Raw genomic sequence first — 25,296 nt, 5'->3', positions numbered from 1 at the left:
GTCTGATTTACGAAGAATAACTTGCTTAAATTTAACCATTCATCTTTTCATCTAATAAATCAACATCGTCTGTTTCACCAACTACTAATAAATTATCATTTTCTCTGACAATTTCTTCTGCCGCTGGAGATGCAATCACGTCTGATTTTGAGCGACGTATCGCAACTACCGTCAACCCAAAACGCTGGCGAAAGTTTAAATCACCTAACGTTTTGCCGTAAAATTTTGGATTAGAAACGCGGACTTCTGCTAACGATACTTCATTTGATAATTCAATATAATCTAAAATATTTCTAGATACTAATTTATGTGCTACTCTGATTCCCATGTCACGTTCTGGATGGACAACTAAATCAGCACCGATTTTGTCTAATACTCTTGCATGATATTCATTCACAGCTTTAGCTAAAACATTTGGCACGCCCATTTCTTTGACCATTAAGGTAACCAGAATACTTGCCTGTATATCCTCACCAATCGCAACAACAACATGATCAAAATTACGAATCCCTAGAGAGCGAAGGGTTGCTTCGTCTTGAGCATTCGCTACAACAGCATGTGTTGCGATATTCATATATTCATTCACTCGATCTTCATTACTATCAATAGCTAAAACTTCTTGCCCCGATTCAATCAAAGTCTGACAGATACTACCGCCAAATCTTCCTAAACCAATAATTGCAAAATTTTGCTTCATGTTTATGTCTCCTAGCGTTAAATTTAATTTAAGTATAACAAACAGAACCGTAATTGAACAGAATCAGGAGGCTCCATCCCCTTACCTCAGTATTATAAAAAAAGTGAATAAGACAAACTAATACAGTTTATCTTATTCACCATAAATCGACATTTGTTATTTTGCTAATCCGTGTTGAAACGCATAGATAGCCGCTTGTGTACGATCTTCAACGTCTAACTTTGCTAAAATATTCGAAACATGGGTTTTGACTGTTTTCAGTGTAATAAATAGTTCATCAGCAATTTCTTGATTACTACGTCCTTTGGCAATCAACATTAAAATTTCATGCTCACGATTTGTCAAATCTTCATGTAAAACAGGTTCTTGCTTTTTAGTCAAACGTTCCATCATTTTAGTCGTTACTTCTGGTTCTAGAACACGTTCTCCTCTAGAAATCGCTCGGATAGCATCTGCAATCTCATGGGCCGTTGAAGTTTTCAAGAGGTAGCCTGCAGCTCCAGCTTCGATTGCTGGATAAACTTTTTCGTCATCAATAAAACTAGTGACAATAATGATTCGTGCTTGCGGCCAATCTTTTAAAATCGCCTTTGTTGAGTCGATTCCATCCATCACATCCATGACTAGATCCATCAAAATCACATCCGGCCGTAATTCTAACGCTTTTTCATAACCGATCTGGCCATTTTCAGCTTCTCCAACTACTTCAATATCCTCTTGGATCGATAAATAGGAAGATACGCCTAATCGTACCATCTCATGGTCATCCACTAACATTACTTTGATCACTTGCTATTTCCTCCTTTATTACAGGCACCTTGATTTCTACGCTCGTTCCTTGTCCTTTAAAGCTAATGATTTTAACAATACCGCCCATTCCAGCTACCCGTTCTCGAATATTTTTTAAACCGTAACTACCAGCTTTATTATCGTTTTCACTCATATCAAAGCCCACACCGTCATCTACTAAACGTAATAACACGTTTTTGTCTACTTGATGGAGATAGACTTCAAGTTCTTTTGCTTTAGCATGACGAAGTGTATTTGACAATAATTCTTGAACGATTCGAAATAAATGATCCTCAATACTATTATTTAAATGAACATCTTCAACATCCCACGTCAATTCGATTTTGATCTTCGTCTGTAATTCTTTTAATAATTGCTCGATCCCTTTACGTAAACTCTTTCCTTCTAAACTCACTGGCCGTAAGTGAAGCAATAAAGCACGCATCTCAGATTGAGAAGCATTGATGATATCGGTTACCGTCACTAATTGTTTACGAAACAATTCTGGCGTCTCACTTCGTTGCGCTTGTTCATTAAGCGCTGATAACATCATCATTGCAGCAAACAACTGTTGACTGACCGAATCGTGTAGCTCTCTGGCAAGCCTATGACGCTCTTCTTCTAATATTTCTTCTTTGGTTTCCCCGTCCATTAGCTGCGGACGGCTATTTAATAATTGCAATTCTTTTGACATTTCTAATAATTTTGTTTGGATTTTTAAAATATCTTGGTCAACTTCGACAATGTACTGATCATTACTCGCATGAGGGACACTTTTCGCAAGAGCTGGACTTTCATAACTGCCTCTTGCTAGTAACCGAAGTTTTTCTTCAATTCTACCATATTGTGACTTTTGTACAATAGATACAAGTAAAAATGTCGACAATCCCACCAACAGCGAGATCAAGAGCATATGGAAAATCAAAGGAATGTAAAACACTTTCCTTTGAAGTAATTCCAACATCCAATTTTTTTGTTTAATTGAATAAAAATATGAAAACAGTGTAAGTAACACAACAATAAACGTACTACAAGCAGCGTACAAAGAAAGCATCTGTCGAGAAATTTTACCCATCATACGCGAATCACCTCAAGATCACCAACCAATGTGTTTGTGATGATTTTCAAGCGGCGATTATTTGTATCAAAGTCATTACTATATACTTTCAATGATTCATTTTTCAGATGATATTTTTCTTCTTCAAAGTTAACATTTCCGTAAAAAGTGGAATGTTCGAGTGTTACGGCAACACCTAGTGGCACTAATATTCTCGTACGACCAAAGCCTTTACGAATAATAATGATGCTGTCATCTTTAGGCAATAATGTGTTCCCTAAATCAACGATTGTATCACCTGAAAGAACGTCTATATTGATATCATCCCATTCATAAACATTACTGCCGATCCGTTCATTGGCAAACCATGGACGTTTGAACCGACGCCCGCTTTTAGATTCAACATTCGTTGTTTCCACCATGATCATTTGTTTCTTTCTCCAAGGTGCTCGCTGCGTGATATCGACACCCGCGATTTCAACCCCTTTTAAACCAATAAATAAAACACCAAAAACTAACATCAACCAAAATGCAGGACTATTCATTACCCCAATCAAAATCAAGATAACACCCAATACTAATTGAAAATTATTAAAATTGCTACGATGAACTTTTTTCAGCGCATAGAGTGTACTTAAAATACCCAGTACTAATACGATTGCCAAGCCTGGGTTATGTATAATTTGCCATAAAGCTAATAAAAAAAGTAATGCTTCTACTACGATGAAAAAACGCCATGGGTTATTCATTTATAATCCCCCTTCCGATGAAATTAGTATACCTCGATTCTCCTATTAATGTTAGTTGCTAAAGCCCCATTTTACTATAGGACTTTAGCCCTAATTTTTTTAAACGAACCGAAACTCCTGAGCTATTTAGTCAGGTTTAAAGGGCAAGTCAAAACTAATGATAGCTTCGACTCGCCCTTCGTTCTTACTGACTGTTTGTTAACCAACCTTTATGATTCTTACTTGCATGTCTCCACCAGGAGTAGCAATTGCAACTTGATCGTTTAATTTTTTGCCGATCAATGCTTGTGCAATAGGTGAATCATTTGAAATTTTACCAGAAAAAGGATCAGCTTCTGCACTACCTACAATCGTATATTCTTCTTCATCACCATCAGGTAGTTCAATAAATGTTACTGTTTTTCCAATTGAAACTTCGTCTGAATCAACACCATCATTATCAATGATTTGAGCAAAGCGAATCATATTTTCTAATGTTGTGATGCGTCCTTCCACAAAAGCTTGTTCATCTTTCGCTGACTCATACTCAGAATTCTCAGATAAGTCGCCAAAGCTTCTTGCAATTTTTATACGTTCAACGATTTCTTTTCGTTTAACTGTTTTTAGTTCTTCTAATTCTTGTTCTAACTTTTCTTTGCCTTCAAGTGTCATAGGAAATACTTTTTCTACCATGTTAATTTCTCCTTCTTAACTTACTACAATGTTTTATTTTTATTTTCATTGAAAAATTCCGCTTTCAATCCAGAAAAGAGTACCACGCTTTAAGCAAATTGTAAATAATATTCACTTAATTTTTATAAATCTGCTAGATTTTCTTCTAATCATCAACGCTTACGGTATCTCTCTTACGCTCAAATGTGCGAATCCCAAGGAAAGCGAAACGAGCCGCCTAAATTCTAGGTTGGCTCGTAATATATTACGCAAACTTAAAAGTTATTCACTTTTTTCAGTTTCTGTTTTATTTACATATTGTTCTACGTACTCTTGATGTTGTTCATAGGTCTCCGCAAAGTAAACATTCCCAGTTGAGATATCCGCAACAAAGTACAGGTAGTTATTTGGTACTGGATTTAACACAGCGTTGATTGCTTGCTCACTAGGACTATCGAATGGTCCTGGACCGTATCCGGTATTTTTGTACAGATTGTACGGTGAGTCTACTTCTAAATCTTTATATGTGACCAATTCTTTATGTTCGCCTAATGCGTATAAAATAGAAATATCTGATTGCAATGGCATATTAGCCGCAATTCGATTAAAGAACACTTGAGCAATTTTTTTGCGGTCTTCTTCTTTCACGCCTTCTTTTTCTACCAATGACGCAAGTGTTAATACTTGTTGAATCGTCATTCCTTTTGCATGAACCATTGGGATAAACGGTTCAATCACACTGTTAGACTTCGCAATCATCTGATCCACAAAATCTTCTAGTTTTGCTTCTTTGTAATAGTCATATGTTGCTGGGAATAAATACCCTTCAAAGCGATAACGAACATCTTTTGCTTCAGCAGCACTTGTTAGTAACTCCGGATATTTTTCCTTCATCGTGTCGAAGAATGCTTGATCTTTCATCAGCTCAATAAATTGATCCTTCTTAAAATTAGTGTTTTTTTCGATGGCATCACCGATTTTGTCAATATCAAAGCCTTCTGGAATCGTTACTTTTCCATCTGCAAGCTGAGTTGGTTCCGCGGTTCCACCTTCTCTTAAAAGTGCCCCGATCTCATCTAACGTCATGTCTGGTGACATTTGGTAATAACCTGCTTGAAAATCCGTTAGATTTTTAAATTTCGCATAGTAATTGAATACCATCCCGCTTTTGATGACTTTACTGTCTTCTAAAATGTTGGCGATTTTCTTATTCGAAGAATCCTCTGGAATGTGTACTTGAACTAATTTACTATCCTTTTGGTCAAGTGGTTGTAGGCCAGCATTGACATACTTATAGAAAGTAAACCCAAAAATGGCTATCACTAATAACAACACAGAGGCAACAATCAAGACAATGCGGCTGACAATGCGGTCTTCTTTTTTTCTAATTCGTTTGTCGGAATTATCTTCTTTAGGGCTCCGTGTACTCCCAAGCTCCGACTGTTCTTCCGACGAATCTGATCGTCTTGTCTGATGTTCTGCACTGCGTGAGCCAACTGATTCCATCTCATCCCGTTTTATCGGGTCTTCTTGAGTATCTGGTTGAGAACGGTACGTTCTATTATATTCTGCTTCGTTATGCTGTGATACGTTCTGAGCATTGTGTTCAGAAGAAGCTGAATCATCATTCTCTATTTCTTCTCCCCGCAAAGAACGCAAGACCTGATCTTTGAATGAAGCGTTGGAATGATCTTGATTATTTTGGTTATCTTCTGCCAAAACAAATCCTCCTTACTTTCTATGTATCTTGTTTAACTTTTACCATTATACATGAAAGCTTTTTAAATTTAAACTTTTTTAGAGAAACGTCACTAACTTGTAAGATTTGATTTCTTTTTAAAATCAACTAAATAGACTGAGAACTTGTGTCCTCAGCCTTGAAAAAAACGATTATTAAGCACTAAACTTAACCATTCTACTATAATTATAAGGTTGATTAAAGTGGCGTAAGAAGAAAATATCGAGTAATTTAGTTTATTGATTGTCACTTTTTCTAAAATTGCCAGTGAGAACCTATGGAGTCCCATTGAGATATCTTCAAATGACACCATCTGCGTACCAATGATACGGCGCGAGTCCTCTTCGTATACGATTCGATTTGACGCCCTCCCTATACTGCTTTTCCCGCAGCGATTCCTGCATGATTAGCACCCACAATAACTGTTTTATTTTGCTCATAAAGCGTTCCTATTCGTGCTATATTGAACTTAATTACGCCAAATAAGAAGTCTTTCTTTTTAGTTTCTCATGATAATCTTCTCTACATCTTTTGGCGTTATAGCTAAATAATCAGCACCCGTTGATTCCAATTCTACTTGATCTCCAAATCCATACAACACACCCATGCACGCTAATTCGTTTTCTTTTGCGCCTATCATATCATGGCTGCGATCACCGATCATCAATGTTTCATTTAAATTCGTGATACCTGCTGATTGGAGGGCATATCGTATGACATCCCCTTTTTTTGAACGCCCACTATCTAAACTAGCTCCATAAATCCCAACAAAATAATGATCTAAATCAAAGTGCGTCAAGATTTGCTTAGCGTAGATTTCTGGTTTAGATGTTGCAATATAAAGAGCGCAGCCAGCTTGTTTTAAATCAGCTAGTACTTCGACAATCCCCTCATATAGGTTATTTTCATACATTCCTTTGGATTGATAATAATCACGGTAATAACTTACTGCCTGCTCTGAAGTATGACGATCTAAATGACAAACCGTTTTAAATGAGTCAATTAAAGGCGGTCCGATAAAAGAATATAACTCTCGCTGTTCCGGTACATTTACATTCATTTTTTTTAAAGCATAAAGAACCGAGTTGATGATCCCTTCTCCGGAATCTGTGATGGTTCCATCTAAGTCAAACAAAATTGTTTTATACTGCATAGATGTCTCACTTTCTATTGTTTTATCTTGTTTTTTTAAATTAGAAACAGAAATATGGATCCATTTTACTTTTCATGAACATCTCCAGTATTAATCACTGGTTGGGTGCCTTTATCTGTAATGATTGAAACGAGTAGATTGTTGATTAATTGAACTTTCCGATCGTCAGTAAAGTTGATTTCTTGTCCATCTTCTATTTGTTTCAAAGCCATTTGAGTCATCGAAACTGCTCCTTCAACAATGATTTGTCTTGCTGAAAGAATCGCTTTTGCTTGTTGCCTTTGCAGCATAGCACTAGCAATTTCAGTCGCATAGGCTAAATGGTTTAAACGGGTTTCAATGACTTCTACTCCAGCAACAGCTAAACGTTCTTGCAATTCTTTCGCCATTTCTTCTGAAACTTCGGTTGTATTTCCTCGTAGAGTCAAATCATCCTCATTAAACGTATCGTAGGGATATTGTGTTGCAATGTGACGAATCGCCGTTTCACTTTGGATTTCTATAAAATCTTGATAGCGGTCCACATCAAATAGGGCTTTCGCGGTATCAACTACTTTAAATACAACAACTGCAGAAATTTCGACAGGATTTCCGTCTGAATCATTTACTTTTAATAGTGAGCTATTAAAATTTCGGACTTTCAAGGAAACATTAATTTTTTGCGTTAAAGGTGTTGTCACAAATAAGCCATTCTCTTTAATGGTGCCTAAGTATTGACCAAAAAACAAGATTGCTTTTGCTTGATTCGGACTAACTATTGTTAAAGAACTCAGAAATAAAGCTGAAATCACCCACAACACCAAACCAATTGCAATCATACCAAAACTTTCGATTGTCACTCCAGTATAAGTACAGTACCCGCCAATTATAATTAAGCTAACCAACACGACTAATGCAGCATAGCCATTCACATGAAATGTTTTTTTCTCTTTCATGATTTCCCCTCACTTTCTTTTTCCAGTTATTATTCTTATACTACTCTTCTTTGTTCCTTCCATCAATAGTTAAAAAGGATAAAACAGTTGCTTAATTATTAGTTTAGATGTAAACTTACTTTTAGTAAGTAAATTTCATAACAAACAATTGGAGGTTTTATATTATGCATACACAAATTCGTGGAATTCATCATGTTACAGCAATGACATCTAGCGCAGAAAAAATCTATCGCTTTTTTACAGACACTTTAGGGTTGCGCTTGATCAAAAAAACAGTTAATCAAGACGATATCCAAACCTACCATCTCTTTTTTGCTGATGATCTTGGATCAGCCGGTACTGACATGACCTTTTTTGATTTCCCAGGTATTCCACAAGGAACCAAAGGAACCAATTCTATTTCTCGCACATCTTTCCGTGTTAAAAGCGATGCTTCTTTAGATTTTTGGGTCGATCGTTTTAATGAGCATCGAATCGACCACGGCGAAATCCAACAACGTTTTGGAAAAAAATACCTAGAATTTGAAGATTTCGATAAACAACAATATCAATTGATTTCTGATGAGAATAATTATGGCGTAGCTAGCGGGACGCCTTGGAAAAAAACAGATGTTGTAGCTGAACATGCGCTGATTGGATTGGGGCCTGTTTTTGTCACTGTAGCAGATTTTGAACATATGCAACGGGTTTTAGTCGAGGTATTGGGATTTAAGCTAGTTGACGCGGAAGGAAGTTTCCATTTATTTGAGGTAGGTGAAGGGGGCAATGGTGGCAGTATCATTGTTGAACATCGAGACGATCTTCCAGAAGCACAAGAAGGCTTTGGGAATGTTCATCATTTAGCTCTTCGCGTCGCGGATCAAGATGCTTTACGTTTTTGGATCAATAAAATCAATCAACTTCAATTTCCTAACTCTGGCTTTGTTGAACGTTTTTATTTTAAATCTGATTATTTTAGAGCAGCTCCACATATTTTATTTGAATTAGCAACCGATGGACCTGGTTTCTTAGAAGATGAAACCTATGAAGCCGCCGGAGAAAAATTATCTTTACCACCGTTTTTAGAAGGAAAAAGAAAAGAAATCGAAGAATTTGTCAGACCCTTTGATACTTCTGATGCGAATAAAATTCGTCAATAATTAGGAAATGGAGAAGCCATATGTTGCATTATTCAACTAAGCATTTATCAGCAAAGCAATCGTATAAATTTCTATCAGGCAGCATCATTCCACGCCCAATCGCATGGGTAACCACATTGAATAAGGCTCATGATACGGTAAATGCCGCACCATTTAGTTTTTTTAACGCTCGAGCTTCTGACATTCCATTGGTCACCTTATCGATTCTTAGGCGAAATGGCGAAATAAAAGATACTGCCAGAAATATTATAGAAACAAATGAATTGGTGATTCACTTGGTTAATGACCAAGTAGTTGAATCCATGAATCAAACAGCCGCTTCTTTGAAGTCAGACCAAAGTGAAATCATCGTCAACAAATTAGACACAACAACAAGTAAAACGGTTAAGGTTCCTGGAATTACGGCTGCACCTATTCGTATGGAGGCGAGATTACATCAATATGTTCCAGTGAAAAATCATGATGACCAGATTATCACTGATTTGTTTATCATTGAAATAACCGATTTTTATTTTGATGAAGCTGTATTTGATCTAGAAAGCGAGTATATCCTACCAGAAACCTTTAATCCGATTGCTCGTTTGGCTGGTAATACGTATGCTCATATTAGCAACTTATTTGATTTAAAAAGACCAAATTAAGGAGCCTGGGACATAACTAAAAAGGTTATGTTTCAGGCTCTTAGTAACCGAATAAACGGTGGGCGCAGAAGCAACTCCTTCGGAAATAAGCCGAAATTCACAAAAATTTGAAGAGCAATTTTCGTAAATTCCTTCTTATTTCTCGGAGTTAAACACTTCTGCCCCAACCTCTATTAGGATATGCCTTTTTCTGGTCGTAAATCTACGATTGGGACATTTCCGTCCAAAACACCACTAGGACTTTTTAACTTAAATACTTGTAATCGAGGGTCTACTTCTAAGATCATCTCTTCATCTAAATATCGTTTGGAATAATCCTTGATACAAATAGCTCCCATATCTGAATCTACAGTTAAACCAAAATCAGATTTATCCTGTACTTGATCCAATACCAATAAACGAAAACTTGTATCAAGAGAACAAACACCCATTTTAGAATAGTTACCCACACCATCATCTAAATCCAAAATAATCACTGCTTTACTTTCGATGTAAGGTGTCAATTTTACCTGCGCTTCGTTACTGATTTTTAAATACATCTTTGCTTCGCCTCTTTCTTAAAGAATACGTCTGTGATTGATAAATGCCAGTAAATGGTTTGGACTAGAATTGCTTTCTATTCTAGTCGCGCATAATTTCCAGCAGCAAATTCTTTCGACAATGCCACGTAATGCTGGGCATTTTCTTTATTTTTCCGAATTTCTTCTCTGGTTAACGGACGAATAACTTTCGCTGGTCGCCCAAATGCTAAAACGTTTGGCGGAATCTCTGTTCCTTCTGTGACTAAGGAACCTGCACCTATTAAACTATTCTTTCCAATCACCGCATGGTTCAGCACCGTTGAACTCATACCAATCAAGGCACCCTCTTCTATTGTACAGCCATGTAGCATACAGTGATGACCAATCGTTACGTTTTCACCAATAACAACTGCAGCATCTTGATCGACATGGATCACTGTCCCGTCCTGCACATTACTTCCTGCATTGATCGTAATCGAATTGTTATCACCTCTAAGGACAGATTGAAACCAAATACTAGTATCTTTAGCCAGCACCACATTCCCGTAAACATCGGCACTTGCCGCAATAAAATATTCTTTTGTCATCCTATTCACCTCTTCTACTAACTTCAGTATAACAAATTTAACTCAATTACGTAGTTGAAAAGTCTTCTTTGTATCAATAAAAAAAGAGGTTGAGATGTGACTCGTAGAGTCATATCTCAACCTCTTTTGATTAATCGTAATCGCCATCTTCTGCAAATTGGCTATTATATAGTTTCTCATAGAAACCACCTTGCTCTAATAGCTCATTGTGGGTTCCTTTTTCAATGATTTCACCTTGGTTCATCACCAAGATCAAATCAGCTTCACGAATCGTTGATAGACGGTGAGCAATTACAAAGCTTGTGCGCCCTTCCATCACTCGCTCCATCGCTTTTTGAATCAAGGCTTCTAAACGAGTATCTACAGAACTTGTCGCTTCATCTAAAATAAGGATTCTTGGATCGGAAATCACTGCTCTGGCAATCGTCAGTAATTGTTTTTGTCCTAGAGAAACATTATCTCCTTCAGAATTGATTTCCATCTCATACCCATCTGGCATTGTCCGGATAAAATGATCAACATTGGCCGTCTTCGCTGCATCAACTATTTCATAATCCGTCGCATCTAATTTACCAAAACGAATATTATCAGCAATCGTACCTTCGTATAACCAAGCATCTTGTAAAACCATACCAAAAACTGAACGAACATCACTGCGATCCATTTTTTTCGTATCGATGCCGTCAATTTTGATAGCTCCTTCATTGACATCATAAAAACGCATCAGTAAATTAATCAAGGTTGTTTTACCCGCTCCAGTTGGTCCTACGATTGCAACAGTCTGTCCTGCTTGGACTTCAAAGTTCAAGTTCCTAATCAATGGTTTCGCTGGATCATAGCTAAAGCTGACATTATCAAATTGAACCGATCCTTGCACATTTTCCGGTAATGGGATATCTTGTTCATTTAATTCTTCTTCCGGCTCATCTAAAATTTCAAAGACACGGGTAGTCGCCGCTGAAGCACTTTGTAATGCCGCTGACAATTGTGTGATATTCCCCATTGGCTGACTGATCTGCCAAATGTATTGAATGAACGCTTGTAATTGTCCAACTACGATAGCACCTGTAATCACATAGTAACTACCTAACACAGCCATACCGATATACGTACCATATGCTGTCATCTGAACAAGCGGCAACATCAATCCTGAAATAAACGTTGCTTTAAAGCCAAAGCTATTCAGATTGTGATTGACGTTTTTAAACCCTTGTAACGTTTCTTTTTCACGTCCATACAGTTTTAAAACGCTAAAACCAGTCATATTTTCCTGAACATATCCATTTAGATTTCCAAGTGCATTTTGCATACCTTGGAAGTATTTTTGTGAAATACCGACAATCGTTTTTGAAATAAATAATGATAATGGAATCATGATGATCGAAATCAATGCCATCAGCCAATTGATATAAAACATCATCACAACAGCCATCACAATACCTAAAATAGCTGAAACGATATTGATGAAACTTTGCTGCATCGCATTACTCACAGCATCCACATCATTAGTCACGCGAGACAAAATGTTTCCTTGTTGATTTTTGTCAAAATAAGAAACAGGTAATCGGTTGATTTTTTCATCGATATCTCGACGCAAATCTCGCATTGAATGTTGAACAACTGTTGCCATCAAAAATCCTGACAAAAATTGTGCCCCACAATACCCAAGCCCTACAATCAATATCCAAATTAGACATTTGATGATATAGGCGTAATTCAACCCATTTCCAGCAGCAACATTTTTACTGATTTCTGTTATGGGCAACCCTGAAACATATGGCATTGCAGCATTAAAGGCCACAGTTAAAACGGTAAAGATGATCACTAAAATAAAAGTTCCTTTATAAGGATTGATGTATCTGCCTAAACGTCTAATAGAAGAGAGTGCGTTTTTCATGCTAATTCCTCCTCTGACAATTGAGAAGCAGCAATATCATAATAGATAGGGCAATTCTCAAGTAATTCACGATGGGTACCCATGCCAACGACATCCCCTTCGTTTAAAACGATAATTTTATCTGCATGCATAATCGTTCCAACTCGTTGTGCGACAATCAAAACAGTTGATTCGGTCGTTTCTTTTTTCAAACGAGCTCTTAACTTCGCATCAGTTTGATAATCTAGCGCTGAAAAACTATCATCAAATATATAAACTTCTGGGCGACGAATCACAGCTCTAGCGATTGCCAAACGTTGTTTTTGACCACCAGAGAAATTAGTTCCACCTTCTGAAAGAAGTTCATCATATCCGTCAGGCTTTTGTGAAATAAATTCTGTCGCTTGTGCGATATCTGCTGCTAATTCCATTTCTTCGATCGTCGCATCTTCTTTCCCATATCGCATATTTTCCGCGATCGTTCCTGTAAATAGCAACGCTTTTTGTGGAATATAACCGATTTTATTACGTAATGCACTCAATTTATAATCACGTACATCTACTCCATCGAGAAGTACTTCTCCTTCTGAAACATCATAAAAGCGTGGAATCAGTTGGATCAAAGTAGATTTCCCACTCCCAGTACTCCCGATAAATGCAACAGTTTCACCAGGGGAAGCTGTAAAGCTAACGTTACGAATCACTGGACTTTCTGAGTGTCCAGGGTATGCAAATGTAACGTTTTTAAATTCTAAATAGCCTTTTGTTTTTGTTTCTGTAACGCCTGCTTCATTTTCACGAATCACAGGTTCCATATCGAATGCTTCTTGAATTCGGCGAGCTGAAACAGCCGCACGAGGATACATCATAAACACGCTAGCAAATAACATAAATGAGAAAAGAGCATGAAAAATATATTCGATAAACGCAATCAAATCCCCAACTAACAAACTGCCTTGGTCGATTTGAAGTGCACCATTCCAAATAATCAACACCATCACAATATTGAACAGGAAGAAAAATCCTGGTTGTGCTGCTGCCATCAAGCGGAATAGGCTTTTTGAGCTTTTAGTATAGTCTTCATTGACTTTACTAAAACGACTTTCTTCGAACTTCTCATTGACAAACGCACGAATCACTCGTAACCCAGAAAGATTTTCTCTTAAAATACTATTGATTCCGTCTAAGTTTTTTTGTTGTTTGTTTGATAACGGTTCAGATATTTTAGCAATCAATACCACTGCTGCCAAAAGAAATGGCAAGGCTCCTAAAACGAACCATCCTAAAGATGGGCTTGTCCGCATAACCATATATAAGCTGACAATAAACATCATCGGAGTCATGAACCCAATCCGTAAAATATTTCCCATAAACAACATGATTTGGTACGCATCATTCGTTGTTCTGGTAATCAATGATGATACACCAATCGTTTCATATTCACGATGGGAAAAAGTCTGTACTTTTTCAAATAAATCATCCCGAATATCACGAACAATATTCGTTGTCATTCGTGCGCCAAAATACCCCAACATGATATTCATAACTACACCGACAACTGTGATTCCAATCATCAATAACCCTTGCTGTTTTACATAGTCAAAGTCATTATTTTTGATCCCAACGTCGATCATTCGTGCCAAAATCGTTGGTAAGCCTAGTTCTATCAATATAAATCCAAAAACACAAATGAAATCTAAAAACAATAATTTCTTATATCTCATCGTGTAACGCCACATCAATTTCAATCAATCATCTCCCATTTCAATTTTTGATCCAGTGCTTTCACTATAGCATAAAACTAACAGCTAGGTAAATTATATTTAAGTGAAATTTGAACACTTTTTAATAGAATAATAAACAGGACTATTTTTGCTATGGTATAATAGTAATTACTTTAATTTCAGTACTAAAATCAGGTGAAAGTGATGGAAATAAATCAATGAAAAAAATGTTTTATACTTCTTTAGGCTGTCTCACATTTGGATTGGGTACAATAGGGATTTTTCTACCGATTTTGCCTACAACGATTTTTTATATTTTGACCGCTTTTTTCTGGATGCGTAGCTCTGACTATTTATATACAAAATTTATTAAATCGAGCTATTATCAAAAATATATCCAAGAATCTATTGTAGAAAAAAAGATTACGCCTTTAGGTCGAGTAAAGTTATTCACAACGTTGTTTGTGGTTTTTGCAATTCCTTGTGTCATCGTCCGTAATCCATTCATGACGATTACCTTAGCCATTGTCTTTTTGTTGCATCTAATTGGTCTAAATTTGTATTTCAATAAAAAGAACGCTATACCAACAAAAGAACCGATTGAATAATCATCTTTTCTTTAAACTAATAGGTCTGTTTCTATACTTATTCACTCTTTTGTGATAAAATACGATTAATTGTTGTACAACACAACACAATGGACGGTTGAAAGAAAGTGCAGTTTCCATAAAACAAGTAAAGTGAAGCAAAGTCGAGGCTTCATTTCATCATTAACGACTGTTTTTGATGCCAATTGTTTTTAAGGTGGACAACCACCTCATTTTGTTGTGTTCAAAAATTACAGTAAGAAATAATAAAAATAAATCATTAACTGCATTAGCAGATAAAGGAGAAAAAACATATGATATATAAAGTTTATTACCAAGAAACAAAAGTAAGAAACCCAAAAAGAGAAGATACAAAATCTATTTATGTTGAGGCAGAGAGCGATGTTATCGTGCGTCAACAAGTTGAAGAAAATACCCCATACAATATTGAATACATTCAAGCGCTTGATGAAAATCACTTAGCTTATGAACAAGAGCACGCGGAATTCTCTTTAACGGAGTTTTAATATGAAAGTAAATATTAAAAATAATGAAACCGGCGTTTTTGCAATAGGCGGTTTGGGCGAGATCGGAAAGAACACTTATGGGGTTCAATTTCAAGATGAAATCATCATTATTGATGCGGGAATCAAATTTCCAGAAGATGATTTGCTTGGGATAGACTATGTTATTCCAGATTACAGCTACATCGTTCAAAATCTGCATAAAGTCAAGGCGTTAGTTATCACTCACGGACACGAAGATCATATCGGTGGTGTACCTTATTTACTACGTCAAGCAAATATACCGATTTACGCTGGACCATTGGCATTAGCTTTGATCACCAACAAATTAGATGAACATGGTTTATTACGAGATGCTGAACTTCATGAAATCAATGAAGATACTGTAATTCGTTTCCGTAAAACAGCGATTAGCTTTTTTAGAACAACCCATAGTATCCCAGACGCTTTAGGTGTCGTTGTGAAGACACCTTCAGGTAATATCGTGGCAACAGGTGACTTTAAGTTTGACTTTACCCCAGTTGGTGAACCTGCAAACTTACACCGCATGGCAAAATTAGGAGAAGAAGGCGTTCTATGTCTGCTTTCTGATAGTACAAATGCAGAGATCCCAACGTTTACGAAATCAGAAAAAACGATTGGTTCTTCTATTCTAAAGATTTTTGAAAAAATCGAAGGAAGAATTATCTTTGCCAGTTTTGCTTCCAACATTTTCCGTCTTCAACAAGCTGCTGATGCTGCTGTGGCAACTGGACGTAAGATAGCTGTGTTTGGTCGCAGTATGGAAAATGCGATTGTTAACGGTGAACACTTAGGCTATATCAATGTACCTAAAGGAACGTTTGTGGATGCAAGTGAGTTAAACCAACTACCTGCTGGCGAAACGATGATTTTATGTACAGGATCCCAAGGTGAACCGATGGCTGCCCTAAGCCGAATTGCTAACGGAACGCACCGTCAGATTTCAGTACAACCTGGAGATACAGTGATCTTTTCAAGCTCACCGATCCCTGGAAATACAACAAGCGTTAACCGTCTGATCAACTTGCTTTCTGAAGCAGGTGCTGAAGTTATTCACGGAAAGATCAATAATATCCATACTTCTGGCCATGGTGGTCAAGAAGAACAAAAACTAATGTTAAGTTTAATGAAACCTAAATATTTTGTCCCCGTTCATGGTGAATTTAGAATGTTAAAAATTCATGCTTCCTTAGCTCAAGATGTTGGCGTTCCTGCTGAAAATTGTTTCATCATGGAAAATGGCGATGTGCTAGCTTTAACAGCGGATGATGCGCATATTGCTGGGCACTTCAATGCCAACGATGTTTACGTGGATGGTAATGGCGTCGGTGATATCGGTAATGTGGTCTTACGCGATCGTCGAATTCTATCTGAAGAAGGATTAGTCTTAGCAGTAGCGACCGTAGATATTAAAAATAAAGAAATTCTAGCGGGGCCAGATATTTTATCTCGCGGATTTGTCTATATGCGAGAATCAGGCGAAATGATCCATGAAGGACAACGTTTATTGTTCAATGCGATCCGCGAAGCATTAAGAGATGAACAGTGTACAGAAGCGAAATTGTGTGATGCGATTTCGGCTGCGTTACAGCCATTCTTGTTTGAAAAGACAGAACGTCATCCCATGATTTTACCAATGATCATGACTTCATGAGTTTGACTACTAAAAAAGCAACAGATGGATTTTTATCCGTCCGTTGCTTTTTTATCATTATACTGTAATATTTACCACTAAAACATTGGCTTTTGTGTGATTCACAACATAAGATGTCGTTGATCCAACCATCAGTCGTTCAAACCCATTTAAACCTGTTCTGCCTATTACAATTAGGTCGATCGGTTCTTTTGATTCTGTAAACTCAGCAATCAAAGTTTTCGGATAACCGTACATTACATAGGTAAAAACGTCAGATACTCCTAGTTCAAGAGCTTTTGACTCTCTTATTTTCATTTTGGCTTCTTCTTTTGTACGAATATCTTCCATCAAGTTTCCCATCGATAAGGTCAGTTCGCCAAAATAATTTCCCGTCTCTTCTATAACAGACAAAATATTTAAGGTAGCACCATTTCGTTTGGCTATTTTTATCGCTTCTTGGAACGCATTTTCAGACTGCTCAGAACCATCTACCGCAACTAAAATATTCTTGTAGGTCTCTTCCATGATAAAAACCTCCTTCTTGGTACCTTCATTATACTACGTAAAAAGGCTTTCAACAAAAATACTGCCAAATCAAAAACTTTCTTCTTTACACTGATAAAAAGCCGTGTTATAGTAATCATGGAATTTCGTTATCAGATATCGTTGCCTTTCATAAGAATCAAGAAAGGAGAATTATTATGACATTTGGTAATAAAGTATTAAAATACCGTGTAGCGCTTGATACAGAGAAAAATTTGTTTATGGCTATCGATGCAAATAACCAAGCAAATATTGCTTATGGTATCACGATTACACAAGCAGTAAAAGAATTGAAAAAATCTATTTAAGGAGTTATCAACCTAAATGAACGATTCAAGTTCTAATACGATTTAAAGGCATCCAGTGAATGGTAAATCACGGATGTCTTTTTTGTTTTCTTAATTCTTTACTGACTATTCCAATCTTCTTTTAGTAGAATAGTCATTTTGGGTAATTGAGATAAATCATTATCAAGCTGACTACTAGCAATACAAAGCCAAATGCGCCTAGTGGAATCACCATACCGTTCCATGCTTTTTTATTAGTAAAGGCTCGCCAACGATAAAAAATACTTGCTAATCCAAGAAATGCCCAGGATACAAAAAAGATTATTAAAGAAATATTTAACATGTTTACCACCTCTTACTAAATAGTCTACAACTTCTAGTAGAAAAAGATAGTAACAAAAATGTAAGAACTCACTAAGTTCAAACGGAATAGGCTCCCCCATCAAGCGAATGACACTTCTCTTCTTCCGTTCACTAAGTATTGTGCATCTTCCGCTCTGCAATCAGTCACTGTGTTTGACAATAAAAAAACACTTAGCAAATTTGCTAAGTGTTTTGGAATGGATTGATTAGTTTTTTACAACGTTAACTGCTTGAGGTCCACGATCTGAATCTTCAACGTCGAAGCTTACTGATTGTCCTTCTTCGATTGTTTTGAAGCCTTCACCTTGAATTGCTGAGAAATGTACGAATACATCGCTACCGTCTTCGCGAGAGATAAATCCAAATCCTTTTTCTGCGTTAAACCATTTTACTGTTCCTTGTTCCATTCTGTTGTTCCTCCTCGTGCTTAAGCACTAAATATTGTAACATTGCTCGTGTACGATAGAGGGTTTTAAAATTAAAACTTCTATATTGTCCCAAACAAGATTACACATATATTGTACATGCGAACCTTTATTTTTGCAAGAAATCTAGCTAGTCTACCGCAAAAAAATTTTCTTCTCTCATGCTGATGTAAACTTGTTCTCCGATGATAATGTGATCTAAAACTTCGATTCCCATCATCTTTCCACACTCTTGCATTCTTTGCGTAAAATGAATGTCACTTTCTGACGGTGTTGGATTGCCAGATGGATGATTATGGGCAAGGATCAAGCGTGCCGCAGAACATTTAACAGCGCTACGGAAGACTTCTCTTGGGTGTGCAACACTTTGGTTCAAGGATCCTTTAAAAACTGTTTCTTGTTTGATTACTTCATTTTTAGTATTTAAATACAAACAGACTAAATGTTCCTGCTGAAAATCTTGTAGTTCATAAATTAAATTTTGCGCGATTTGATAACTGGAAGAAACCTTGCCAAATTTCATCTGGGTACTTTGCTGGATACGATAACCAAACTCGATGGCTGCTCTTAGCTCAATCGCTTTGACTCGGCCAATACCTTTGATTTCCATCATTTCGGTGAGTGTCGCATTTTTAAGTTCAAATAAATGATTAAAATAATTTAAAAAATTTGACGCTACTTTCATCACATTCATATTCTTGGAACCTGTTCGTAATAAGATTGCCAGTAATTCCTGATTCGATAATGCTTTTTCTCCCACAACTTCGAGCCTTTCTCGAGGCAAACAATCTTCTGGCATCTCTCTGATAAATAGCTTTTCGTCTTTGATCAAAAAAATCACTCCTTAATACGCTTCTACTATAAGATACGCAAAGGAGTGAAGAGTTTATTTTTTTAAATAAGCTGGAACTTGAGTCAAACTCTCAAAAATTTCCAATGTTTTTTCTCTGATTTCGTCGGTGGGTGCTAATAAATCTGGTACCATGATTACTGGAATACCTGCAGCATCAGCCGCTGTTACACCGTGAAACGAGTCTTCAAAAATCAAGGTATTGTCAGCCTTTGTACCCAGACTAGCTAAGGCTTTTCGGAATATTTGTGGGTCTGGTTTTGCTCGAGTCACATCTTCTGCTGAAACAATGTCAGAAAAACGATCTTTAATTCCAGCTCCATCTAATAATAATTCAATTGCCGGGCGAACATTACTTGACGCAACGATTCTTGGAATGTCTTGTTGATCAAGAAAATCAAGTAATTCTAGAACCCCTTCTTTTAAGGGAACTTTCCCCGCTTCAAATACTTGATACGTATCGTCATATGATCGTTGGATAAACTCATCCACTTTTTCCTTACCAAACTCCTTATAGATTCGATGATAGTTCTCTTGTACTTCTTCATCTGATACACCTAAAAACTGTAAGTAAACTTCTTTACTATAGGGAAAATTCATCGCATCTGCTATTTTTTGAGTTGACTGATAATAAATCAGTTCCGTATCAAATAATAAACCATCCATATCAAAAATCACGCCATCAATTTTTTTCATCTTGTCCTCCATTTATAATTATTGATTACCATTTTTCAAAGTGCTGAACCACGCAAGCCCTTTTTATCGATAATCTACTCCGTATTGCCAGATCCTATATTCAATAATAGTTCACGTACTTGGGAAACAAAATAAAGAGAACCTGTCACTAGCATCAAGTCATCTGCAGACATTTTTTCTAAAATTTCCCCTAAGCCAAATTGCCATAATGAAACAATTTCTGTTTTATCGTCTTCAAAATGTTCCATTTTTGTTAATTCGATTGCGCGTGGATAATCAAATGTCGTTAAATACAAATGAACATTCGGTACTTTTCTTAATAATGCAATCATTTGATCGATATTTTTTGACGATAACGCTGAAAATAAAATATGGATCTCTCGATTTGGAAATTCTTTTTTTAGATTTTCTGCTAGTCGTCGCATCGCATGATCATTGTGCGCACCATCTAAAACAATTAAAGGTTCATCACTGATTTTTTCCATTCTAGCAGGCCACTGGGCTTGAGCCAGACCTTGATACACAGTTCTGTCGGTAAAGTTGATTTGCTGAGTCCTACAATAAAGATAAAACAATTGAATCGCTACTGCCGCATTTTCTACTTGATGACGGCCTAATAACGGAACTTTGACTTTCGGTAATTTGCCCGCTTCCCCATAAAAATCAAAGATTTCACCCCAATTTTTATCTGGACGTTGGTATTCCGCTTTATAGTCTTTGTCATAGCGATAGACTTTGCTTTGTTTTTCAGATGCGACTTCATCGATCACGACAAAAGCCTCTTCTTCAATATTACCTGTTACTACAGGAATCGTATCTTTAATGATCCCAGCTTTTTGAAAGGCTATTTTCTGAAGTGTATCACCTAAAATTTCTGTATGGTCTTTTCCAATTGTAGTGATTGCGGTTAAAATTGGTTTCACAACATTCGTACTATCTAACAATCCGCCAAGTCCTACTTCTACAATGGCGATATCAACTTTTTCATCTAGAAAATAGTCAAGTGCCATCACAGTCAACGTTTCAAATTCAGTAATTCCCGCGCTCTCTGGTTGGCGATCCATCTCACTGATTAAGGATTGATATTTCTCTACATACTGGATGATATGATTGTCTGAAATCCCTTTTCCGTTAATGGCAATTCGTTCATTGAACTGTTCGATATAAGGTGAAGTAAAGGTTCCTACGGTGAGTCCTAATTCTTCTAGCATACACCGTAAATAAGTTACAGTAGAGCCTTTTCCATTCGTGCCTGCAATATGTATCGTTGGTACTTTTTCTTCTGGATTACCGACTCGTTTCAATAAGGCTTCCACCCGATCAAGACCGGGTCTCGTTCCAAACGGCAGTCTACTATGAATCCAATCGATTGCTTCTTCTATCGTTAATGACATCTTATCAACTCCTCAGTCTCTATTATATCGAAAGCTGTAGTGCTTTTCACTAATTAACGCTTTTAATTCCGTAAATGAGCGATTGAAGGATAAAAAAATGCGATTGTATAAAAAATCGTAAATAAAATAACTGATTGCTTTTAAATAAATACAGATGTGATAAAATAATTAAACCTATATGTATGAACTGGAAACGGATTCTTTTGCAACAACTCCTAGACCCATGATAAACTAGGTTGTTAGTGTGATATTTCCACAACGTTCGTTAAAAAAAAGTAGTATTGTTGCAGGTAGTTCGCTTGATTTATCAAGATTAATTGAACCTTTATCCTAAAACAGTGACACATTATTAGAATAGAGGAGCAGTATTAACTATGTTAAAAAACAGAAATAATTTATTGATTTGTGGGAGTTTCCTCCTGCCCTTCTTATTGTTGATCATTCTTTGGTCGATTTTAGGTTTAGCACCAATTGGGAATAATAACCTATTGGTCAGTGATTTAGGGACACAGTACATGCCATTTTTAAGCTTATTTAAGCAATTTTTCCAAGGAGATACCTATTCGCTCTATTCTTTCTCTGATGCCCTAGGTGGAACGATTTTACCGCTGAGTGCCTATTATTTACTAAGCCCATTCAATATTTTAGTCTTACTATTCTCTTATGAACAATTACCAATTGCGATTTTGCTGATTATTACGCTCAAAATTTCGTTTATGGGTAGTTCGATGTTCTACTATCTTCAAAAAACATATGCGCAATCCACGATTTCTACGTTACTCTTTTCAACATCCTATAGTTTATGTGGCTTTGTAACGGTTTATTGTTTGAACTTTATGTGGTTGGATGCGTTGATTTTATTTCCTTTACTTATTTTGGGGATTCAGAAATTATGGGACCATCAAAAGTACGCCTTATACTCCGTCACATTATTTCTGAGTATCGTAACAAACTATTATATGGGCTACATGCTATGTATTTTTGCAGTCTGCTATAGTGTGTATTGGTATTATCAAAAAACAGACTCGGCAAAAGAGAAAAGTATTTGGCAGTTTATTAAAGAAGGCCGCTTGTTTTTTGTCACGTCTTTTCTCACTGGCATCAGCACTAGTTTTATTTTAATTCCTGCCGTAGAAGGCATGTTAGCAACGAAAAAGACAAATTTTGATTGGCAGACATTTTTACCAAGACCTAACTTTGGTTTTAATTTTCTTTCACAATTCGGTCTTGGTAGTGTTAATTTCGAGTGGCGCTTGGAGCATTTGCCGACGATTTTTTCTGGCATCTTGATGGTTTTACTCTTTATCGCTTATTTTCAGCTCTCAACTATTTCTAAAAGGGAAAAACGAGGAGCGGCTTTTTTGATCGGGTTTATTTTCTTAAGTTTCTGGCTAGAATTAATTAATACGATTTGGCATATGTTCCAAAGTCCAGCTGGATTTCCTTATCGAAATACGTTTATCTTTAGTTTCTTGGTCATAAAATTTGCTTATGAGGCCTTCCTTAAATTAAAACAAGGTGTAAACCTAAGTCTACGGGTTCCTACTATTTTTTCTATGTTACTCACAATTGGGTATGTCTCTTTAAAGCTTTCAAAAGAAAAAGTATTTCTTTTGTCTGATCATTATTTTATCATCAGTCTGCTTAGTGTTTGGCTAACGTTTGCTTTAGTTGTTTGGATTCAAAAAATGACTGGTACAAAAAAAGGTTGCTTATATGGACTCTTATTTTTAGTCGTCTGCTCTGAGTTAGTCTTTAATTTTTGGATCAGCTTTAAGGATATTCCATTTGGTAACCAAGAAAAATTTGCGCAAACTTATCAGATTCAGAATAAGATCATTTCAGATTTGGAAGAGACAAACCCGAATCTCTTTCGGATAAAACAAACAGTTGATTCAGATGCAGCCGGCTATCATGAAAAAAACAATGGCTACAACAATCCAATTTTATACGGCTATGCAGGTGTTTCAAGTTACACTTCTACATTAGATGCAAAAACGCAAGACACGCTTCAAGCGCTAGGATTGTATCAAAAAAATGATCGTAGAATTGCTTATGTAGATGACTCCAAAGTGATCAATTTACTATTAAACGTGAACTATCAATTAACACCTGAAGTTAAATCTCATCAAAAGAATAGTTCAGGTGATCCTTCAACAAATGTTTACAAAAACGATGAAGCCATCGGTATGGGCTTTTTAGTCCCGCAAGACTTTCATTCGTTTAAGTTAGTGAAGAATCAACCGTTAAAAAATCAAGAAATGATTTTACAGCAGATTCAACAAAACGATGATGCCTATTTTAAGGATACACAAAAAATCGCATGGAGTGAACAAGATGATACACACTACACGCTTACAACAAAAACAACCGCTAATGGTGAACTGTACCTTTATGCACCTGAAATCGATTGGGAAAAAATCACTTCGTTTACAGTAAATGGTGAAAAAATCAAACCTGCTGTTTATATAGCAACCAATCAATTGTTTAACCTTGGTTATTTTGAAAAAGATGATATCGTTAAATTACAACTTGAGTCTAATAAAGAACTTGAGGACAAAACGATCGAACTGAAGACCTTACAACAGGAGTCTTTTGATTCGCTTATTACTAAGCAAAAATCTCAAGCAATCCTAATGAAAGAAGAAGTTTCTGGTACATTGACCGGTGAAATTACTGTAAATAATTCTGAGGGCTCCTTGCTTTACTTAGCCATTCCATATGATAAAAATTGGCAAATCACAGTAGATGGAAAAAAAGTGAAAGCAACATCTGTTTTAGGGAATTTCACTGGAATTGACTTAACATCTGGCAAACATCAAATCACCATGCATTATCAACAACGAAACTTTATCGTGGGCGTTTTTATTAGCATTTCTGTGTTTTTAGGCGTATTATTTTATCAACTATTAAAGCATTTTATAGGTCGAAAATCCAAGTAATATTGAGAGGAAACTGAAGCCATGGGTAGAAAAATTCTGAATCGGGTCATCTATGTACTGCCTATTATAGGTGTTATCTGTTTTGTTGTTCTAGTGATTTACGGTTATTCTAAAGGAATTTTCCATTCCGTTCAGTCTTTGCAAGCTTTTATAAAACAATTCGGTGAATATGCGGTGTTTATCTTTATCTTTTTGCAAATGGTTCAAGTAATCGTTCCGATTCTTCCTGGAGGAATTTCAACAGTTGTCGGTATGTTGATGTTCGGCAATATTCAAGGATTAGTTTATAGTTATATTGGCCTGATTATCGGCGAAATCATTGTTTACTGGCTAGCTCGTTATTATGGCAAGTCCTTTGCGCGATTGATTTTAACTAAAAAACGTTACTTGACGTTCGAGAAAATGTTGGATCGTCCTGAAAAAGGCATTAAGAAATTAATGATCGTCACATTGCTTGTTCCTTTTGCACCAGACGACTTAGTCTGTTTAGTCGCAGGACTTGCAGAACTTCCTTTTAAAGAGTATATGAAAATTTTACTTGTCTTTAAACTTTGGTCAGTGGCGACTTATGGCTATGCTATTTTGTTCTTGTTTAATCGTTTTTTGATCCAATAGAGGTACAAACAATTGTATAAATACGTAAAACAGCAAGTTAGAGATAATGCTTGCTGTTTTTTTTTGTGCTTTTCCCATCTTTTTTAACTATTATCTAAACACTCAGAAATAAATCAATTCCAAAAGATATATTTTTTAAACTATAAATATGTTATA

The 25,296-nt window shown here is 36.3% G+C and carries 25 protein-coding genes and 1 pseudogene; 8 read left to right on the top strand and 18 right to left on the bottom strand.

The genetic code is table 11. From position 1 onward, the window contains the following. Positions 1-31: 31 nt before the first annotated feature. The 9 genes and pseudogenes from AC1PU0_RS03330 to AC1PU0_RS03290 form a co-directional block, all read right to left on the bottom strand. Positions 32-697, bottom strand: a complete 666-nt coding sequence (locus AC1PU0_RS03330) for a potassium channel family protein (protein ID WP_069653688.1) — start codon at positions 695-697, stop codon at positions 32-34. A 156-nt stretch (positions 698-853) separates the two neighbouring features. Next, entirely contained in the window at positions 854-1,486 is a 633-nt protein-coding gene (locus AC1PU0_RS03325) for a response regulator (protein ID WP_069653687.1), read from the bottom strand. Next, complete coding sequence (locus AC1PU0_RS03320) at positions 1,461-2,564, bottom strand: sensor histidine kinase (RefSeq protein WP_479998698.1); 1,104 nt, start codon at positions 2,562-2,564, stop codon at positions 1,461-1,463. The genes AC1PU0_RS03325 and AC1PU0_RS03320 overlap by 26 nt, the downstream gene beginning before the upstream one ends. After that, on the bottom strand, positions 2,561-3,292 hold the full coding sequence (liaF, locus tag AC1PU0_RS03315) for a cell wall-active antibiotics response protein LiaF (RefSeq protein WP_069653685.1): 732 nt from the start codon (positions 3,290-3,292) through the stop codon (positions 2,561-2,563). The genes AC1PU0_RS03320 and liaF overlap by 4 nt, the downstream gene beginning before the upstream one ends. Positions 3,293-3,490: 198 nt before the next feature. Then, positions 3,491-3,964: a transcription elongation factor GreA gene (greA, locus tag AC1PU0_RS03310; RefSeq protein ID WP_069653684.1), complete on the bottom strand. Its 474-nt coding sequence runs from the start codon at positions 3,962-3,964 to the stop codon at positions 3,491-3,493. Between the two features lie 261 nt (positions 3,965-4,225). Further along, on the bottom strand, positions 4,226-5,662 hold the full coding sequence (gene mltG, locus AC1PU0_RS03305) for an endolytic transglycosylase MltG (RefSeq protein ID WP_206849130.1): 1,437 nt from the start codon (positions 5,660-5,662) through the stop codon (positions 4,226-4,228). Between the two features lie 174 nt (positions 5,663-5,836). Continuing rightward, positions 5,837-6,039: pseudogene (locus tag AC1PU0_RS03300) on the bottom strand (H2O-forming NADH oxidase); the annotation flags it as partial. 141 nt (positions 6,040-6,180) lie between these two features. Then, complete coding sequence (locus AC1PU0_RS03295; RefSeq protein WP_206838446.1) at positions 6,181-6,834, bottom strand: HAD family hydrolase; 654 nt, start codon at positions 6,832-6,834, stop codon at positions 6,181-6,183. 65 nt (positions 6,835-6,899) lie between these two features. Further along, positions 6,900-7,769 carry an SPFH domain-containing protein gene (locus AC1PU0_RS03290; protein WP_479998697.1) on the bottom strand — a complete coding sequence of 290 codons (870 nt, stop codon included), beginning with the start codon at positions 7,767-7,769 and terminating at the stop codon, positions 6,900-6,902. Positions 7,770-7,933: 164 nt separating this feature from the next. Here AC1PU0_RS03290 and AC1PU0_RS03285 point away from each other — a divergent pair, with 164 nt between their 5' ends. Together AC1PU0_RS03285 and AC1PU0_RS03280 are read left to right on the top strand one after the other, a co-directional pair. Continuing rightward, complete coding sequence (locus AC1PU0_RS03285; RefSeq protein WP_206838443.1) at positions 7,934-8,908, top strand: ring-cleaving dioxygenase; 975 nt, start codon at positions 7,934-7,936, stop codon at positions 8,906-8,908. A 20-nt stretch (positions 8,909-8,928) separates the two neighbouring features. Beyond that, entirely contained in the window at positions 8,929-9,549 is a 621-nt protein-coding gene (locus tag AC1PU0_RS03280; protein WP_479998696.1) for a flavin reductase family protein, read from the top strand. A gap of 173 nt (positions 9,550-9,722) precedes the next feature. Here the strand turns inward: AC1PU0_RS03280 and AC1PU0_RS03275 are convergent, their stop codons facing one another. The 4 genes from AC1PU0_RS03275 to AC1PU0_RS03260 form a co-directional block, all read right to left on the bottom strand. Next, positions 9,723-10,088 carry an iron-sulfur cluster biosynthesis family protein gene (locus AC1PU0_RS03275; protein WP_206849137.1) on the bottom strand — a complete coding sequence of 122 codons (366 nt, stop codon included), beginning with the start codon at positions 10,086-10,088 and terminating at the stop codon, positions 9,723-9,725. Between the two features lie 77 nt (positions 10,089-10,165). Next, positions 10,166-10,657, bottom strand: coding sequence for a gamma carbonic anhydrase family protein (locus tag AC1PU0_RS03270; RefSeq protein WP_111246897.1), 492 nt, complete (start codon positions 10,655-10,657; stop codon positions 10,166-10,168). 130 nt (positions 10,658-10,787) lie between these two features. Next, positions 10,788-12,554: a multidrug efflux ABC transporter subunit EfrB gene (gene efrB / locus AC1PU0_RS03265; protein WP_069653676.1), complete on the bottom strand. Its 1,767-nt coding sequence runs from the start codon at positions 12,552-12,554 to the stop codon at positions 10,788-10,790. Further along, positions 12,551-14,281, bottom strand: coding sequence for an ABC transporter ATP-binding protein (locus tag AC1PU0_RS03260; RefSeq protein ID WP_069653675.1), 1,731 nt, complete (start codon positions 14,279-14,281; stop codon positions 12,551-12,553). Before AC1PU0_RS03260 ends, efrB begins: the two co-directional genes overlap by 4 nt. A 194-nt stretch (positions 14,282-14,475) precedes the next feature. On the opposite strand from AC1PU0_RS03260, the gene AC1PU0_RS03255 reads away from it, so the two are divergent. The 3 genes from AC1PU0_RS03255 (at position 14,476) to rnjA (ending at position 17,043) form a co-directional block, all read left to right on the top strand. Beyond that, on the top strand, positions 14,476-14,865 hold the full coding sequence (locus AC1PU0_RS03255; protein ID WP_479998695.1) for a YbaN family protein: 390 nt from the start codon (positions 14,476-14,478) through the stop codon (positions 14,863-14,865). Between the two features lie 293 nt (positions 14,866-15,158). Further along, complete coding sequence (locus AC1PU0_RS03250; protein WP_010760376.1) at positions 15,159-15,371, top strand: DNA-directed RNA polymerase subunit epsilon; 213 nt, start codon at positions 15,159-15,161, stop codon at positions 15,369-15,371. A gap of 1 nt (position 15,372) precedes the next feature. Next, on the top strand, positions 15,373-17,043 hold the full coding sequence (rnjA, locus tag AC1PU0_RS03245; protein ID WP_206849141.1) for a ribonuclease J1: 1,671 nt from the start codon (positions 15,373-15,375) through the stop codon (positions 17,041-17,043). 57 nt (positions 17,044-17,100) lie between these two features. Here rnjA and AC1PU0_RS03240 read toward each other — a convergent pair whose 3' ends face one another. Continuing rightward, complete coding sequence (locus AC1PU0_RS03240) at positions 17,101-17,550, bottom strand: universal stress protein (protein WP_069653672.1); 450 nt, start codon at positions 17,548-17,550, stop codon at positions 17,101-17,103. A gap of 176 nt (positions 17,551-17,726) precedes the next feature. Here AC1PU0_RS03240 and AC1PU0_RS03235 point away from each other — a divergent pair, with 176 nt between their 5' ends. Continuing rightward, on the top strand, positions 17,727-17,876 hold the full coding sequence (locus AC1PU0_RS03235) for a hypothetical protein (protein WP_167351501.1): 150 nt from the start codon (positions 17,727-17,729) through the stop codon (positions 17,874-17,876). 548 nt (positions 17,877-18,424) lie between these two features. Here AC1PU0_RS03235 and AC1PU0_RS03230 read toward each other — a convergent pair. The 4 genes from AC1PU0_RS03230 to AC1PU0_RS03215 all read right to left on the bottom strand — a co-directional run bounded on the left by AC1PU0_RS03230 (position 18,425) and on the right by AC1PU0_RS03215 (position 21,583). After that, positions 18,425-18,625, bottom strand: a complete 201-nt coding sequence (locus AC1PU0_RS03230) for a cold-shock protein (RefSeq protein ID WP_010760372.1) — start codon at positions 18,623-18,625, stop codon at positions 18,425-18,427. Positions 18,626-18,773: 148 nt separating this feature from the next. Continuing rightward, entirely contained in the window at positions 18,774-19,442 is a 669-nt protein-coding gene (gene radC / locus AC1PU0_RS03225; protein ID WP_069653727.1) for a RadC family protein, read from the bottom strand. Positions 19,443-19,529: 87 nt separating this feature from the next. Next, positions 19,530-20,189, bottom strand: coding sequence for an HAD family hydrolase (locus AC1PU0_RS03220; RefSeq protein WP_206849143.1), 660 nt, complete (start codon positions 20,187-20,189; stop codon positions 19,530-19,532). 74 nt (positions 20,190-20,263) lie between these two features. Further along, the gene (locus AC1PU0_RS03215) at positions 20,264-21,583 is read right to left on the bottom strand and encodes a bifunctional folylpolyglutamate synthase/dihydrofolate synthase (protein ID WP_479998694.1); all 1,320 of its coding nucleotides are present in this window, start codon (positions 21,581-21,583) and stop codon (positions 20,264-20,266) included. 374 nt (positions 21,584-21,957) lie between these two features. Between AC1PU0_RS03215 and AC1PU0_RS03210 the strand changes: the two genes are divergently transcribed. Together AC1PU0_RS03210 and AC1PU0_RS03205 are read left to right on the top strand one after the other, a co-directional pair. Continuing rightward, complete coding sequence (locus tag AC1PU0_RS03210) at positions 21,958-24,525, top strand: YfhO family protein (protein WP_479998693.1); 2,568 nt, start codon at positions 21,958-21,960, stop codon at positions 24,523-24,525. A gap of 21 nt (positions 24,526-24,546) precedes the next feature. Next, complete coding sequence (locus AC1PU0_RS03205) at positions 24,547-25,140, top strand: TVP38/TMEM64 family protein (protein WP_206849147.1); 594 nt, start codon at positions 24,547-24,549, stop codon at positions 25,138-25,140. Positions 25,141-25,296: the final 156 nt, after the last annotated feature.

The organism is Enterococcus sp. XAF26B05_ASV22, from assembly GCF_056727285.1.
This window is presented reverse-complemented; position numbering and strand designations above follow the sequence as displayed.

Bases quoted from the DNA above. Each gene is read 5' to 3' on its own strand.
- AC1PU0_RS03330 (WP_069653688.1), bottom strand. From the start codon at position 697: ATGAAGCAAAATTTTGCAATTATTGGTTTAGGAAGATTTGGCGGTAGT.
- AC1PU0_RS03320 (WP_479998698.1), bottom strand. From the start codon at position 2,564: ATGATGGGTAAAATTTCTCGACAGATGCTTTCTTTGTACGCTGCTTGT.
- liaF (WP_069653685.1), bottom strand. From the start codon at position 3,292: ATGAATAACCCATGGCGTTTTTTCATCGTAGTAGAAGCATTACTTTTT.
- greA (WP_069653684.1), bottom strand. From the start codon at position 3,964: ATGGTAGAAAAAGTATTTCCTATGACACTTGAAGGCAAAGAAAAGTTA.
- AC1PU0_RS03295 (WP_206838446.1), bottom strand. From the start codon at position 6,834: ATGCAGTATAAAACAATTTTGTTTGACTTAGATGGAACCATCACAGAT.
- AC1PU0_RS03290 (WP_479998697.1), bottom strand. From the start codon at position 7,769: ATGAAAGAGAAAAAAACATTTCATGTGAATGGCTATGCTGCATTAGTC.
- AC1PU0_RS03285 (WP_206838443.1), top strand. From the start codon at position 7,934: ATGCATACACAAATTCGTGGAATTCATCATGTTACAGCAATGACATCT.
- AC1PU0_RS03280 (WP_479998696.1), top strand. From the start codon at position 8,929: ATGTTGCATTATTCAACTAAGCATTTATCAGCAAAGCAATCGTATAAA.
- AC1PU0_RS03275 (WP_206849137.1), bottom strand. From the start codon at position 10,088: ATGTATTTAAAAATCAGTAACGAAGCGCAGGTAAAATTGACACCTTAC.
- AC1PU0_RS03270 (WP_111246897.1), bottom strand. From the start codon at position 10,657: ATGACAAAAGAATATTTTATTGCGGCAAGTGCCGATGTTTACGGGAAT.
- efrB (WP_069653676.1), bottom strand. From the start codon at position 12,554: ATGAAAAACGCACTCTCTTCTATTAGACGTTTAGGCAGATACATCAAT.
- AC1PU0_RS03255 (WP_479998695.1), top strand. From the start codon at position 14,476: ATGAAAAAAATGTTTTATACTTCTTTAGGCTGTCTCACATTTGGATTG.
- AC1PU0_RS03250 (WP_010760376.1), top strand. From the start codon at position 15,159: ATGATATATAAAGTTTATTACCAAGAAACAAAAGTAAGAAACCCAAAA.
- rnjA (WP_206849141.1), top strand. From the start codon at position 15,373: ATGAAAGTAAATATTAAAAATAATGAAACCGGCGTTTTTGCAATAGGC.
- AC1PU0_RS03240 (WP_069653672.1), bottom strand. From the start codon at position 17,550: ATGGAAGAGACCTACAAGAATATTTTAGTTGCGGTAGATGGTTCTGAG.
- AC1PU0_RS03235 (WP_167351501.1), top strand. From the start codon at position 17,727: ATGACATTTGGTAATAAAGTATTAAAATACCGTGTAGCGCTTGATACA.
- AC1PU0_RS03230 (WP_010760372.1), bottom strand. From the start codon at position 18,625: ATGGAACAAGGAACAGTAAAATGGTTTAACGCAGAAAAAGGATTTGGA.
- radC (WP_069653727.1), bottom strand. From the start codon at position 19,442: ATGCCAGAAGATTGTTTGCCTCGAGAAAGGCTCGAAGTTGTGGGAGAA.
- AC1PU0_RS03220 (WP_206849143.1), bottom strand. From the start codon at position 20,189: ATGAAAAAAATTGATGGCGTGATTTTTGATATGGATGGTTTATTATTT.
- AC1PU0_RS03215 (WP_479998694.1), bottom strand. From the start codon at position 21,583: ATGTCATTAACGATAGAAGAAGCAATCGATTGGATTCATAGTAGACTG.
- AC1PU0_RS03210 (WP_479998693.1), top strand. From the start codon at position 21,958: ATGTTAAAAAACAGAAATAATTTATTGATTTGTGGGAGTTTCCTCCTG.
- AC1PU0_RS03205 (WP_206849147.1), top strand. From the start codon at position 24,547: ATGGGTAGAAAAATTCTGAATCGGGTCATCTATGTACTGCCTATTATA.